Consider the following 1,416-nt stretch of genomic DNA (forward strand, 5'->3'; position numbering starts at 1 on the left):
GCCCCGTTGGGCAGGAAGCTGCCCGGCGTCTCGGGGTCCGGCTTCGGGACAGGGGCCTTGACCATATTGCGGATCTTGAGGTCCTCGTGCGCGATGAAGTCGTGTTGCCGCACGAGGTCAAGAGCGGTCTTGTGTGCGTGGTCGAGGCGCTGGCGGCGGACCTTGCGATGCAGGTCGGCAACCTTCTGGACGGCACGGTGATGGTTGGCGGTGCGCTTGTCCCGGCGTACTCGGGGGAACTGGGCGAGGGCCTGCTGCGCAGCCTCGAGTTTCACGGCGGCCTTGCGTCCGTGACGCGGGTTGGGGGCGAACTCGCCGTTGGAGTCGGCGAGGAAGCTGGCTAGGCCCATGTCGATGCCGACCACGCTGCCGGTCGGCGGCAGCGGCTCGGGCTGTGCCCGCTCGGCGGTCAGCACTACGTACCAGCGCTTGCCCTCGCGCTTGACGGACACGGTCTTGACCTTGCCGACCACCGGCCGGTGCTGATTGACCTTGACATGCCCGACGCCTTGGAAACGGACGCGGGTCACCCGGTCGTGCGGGGTGGAGTCCCAGCGGCAGCCGTCGCCGTCCTTGGGGAAGTCCACCGTGTCGAACCAGTTCCGCCCGCGAAAGCGGGGATAGCCCGGCTTCTCGCCGGCCTTCACGCGGCGGAAAAACGCGGCGAACGCCTTGTCGAGACGGCGAAGCGTCGCCTGCTGGCTGGAGAACGACCAGCAACCTTGACGCTCGGGGTCGAAGGCCCGGATCTCCTTGAGCTGCGCGGATTGCTGCCCGTACTTGATGCTCGTGTTCGACATGTGCCGGTAGGCATCCCGGCGTTCCTGCAGTGCCCCGTTGTAGAGGGAGCAGTGGTCGGCCAGCATCTCGCGAAGGGCCTGCTCCTGGCGGACGGTGGGCCGCATGAGGAACTTGTACGCACGGATCATCCGGCCCACCCCCTTCCACGTCGGTTCGCTTGATCATACTGCGCTTGGCGTATGTCACCACGCCGGGAACCAAACCCCGATATCCGCACCGGTCGTCACGTCGCCTACAACCTTCATGCTCACTTGGTGTTCGTCACGAAGTCCCGGTATGGCATCTTCGATGACGCCATGCTCGGGCGGTGCGAGGAGATCATGCGGGAGGTGTGCGCCGGCTTCGATGTGGAGCTGCGGGAGTTCAACGGTGAACAGGACCACGTGCACCTTCTCGTGCACTACCCGCCGAAGGTCGCCCTGTCGAAACTGATCAACAGCCTCAAGGGCGTCAGCTCCCGCTACCTGCGGGCCGAGTACACCGGCCGGATCAACCGCATCGGCATGGGCTCGGTTTTCTGGTCCCGCTCCTACTTCGCGGGTTCCTGCGGCGGAGCGCCGCTGACTGTGATGCGTCAGTACATCGAGGGCCAGAAGCGCCCCCTCTGACCGCTAC

2 protein-coding genes are annotated in these 1,416 nt (G+C 66.0%); one reads left to right on the forward strand and one right to left on the reverse strand.

Annotated features, from left to right (window positions below):
* Window positions 1–929: RNA-guided endonuclease InsQ/TnpB family protein (locus GAS53_RS54835; protein WP_151485297.1), on the reverse strand; the 929-nt coding region annotated here is incomplete at its 3' end.
* 51 nt (window positions 930–980) lie between these two features.
* Between GAS53_RS54835 and tnpA the strand changes: the two genes are divergently transcribed.
* Window positions 981–1,409, forward strand: a complete 429-nt coding sequence (tnpA, locus tag GAS53_RS54840) for an IS200/IS605 family transposase (RefSeq protein WP_151485298.1) — start codon at window positions 981–983, stop codon at window positions 1,407–1,409.
* Window positions 1,410–1,416: the final 7 nt, after the last annotated feature.

It is taken from the genome of Streptomyces albicerus (genome assembly GCF_008905045.1).
Lineage (GTDB): Bacteria > Actinomycetota > Actinomycetes > Streptomycetales > Streptomycetaceae > Streptomyces > Streptomyces albicerus.

Excerpts from the sequence above, each read along its gene's own strand:
- tnpA (WP_151485298.1), top strand. The coding sequence starts at position 981 with ATGTCACCACGCCGGGAACCAAACCCCGATATCCGCACCGGTCGTCAC.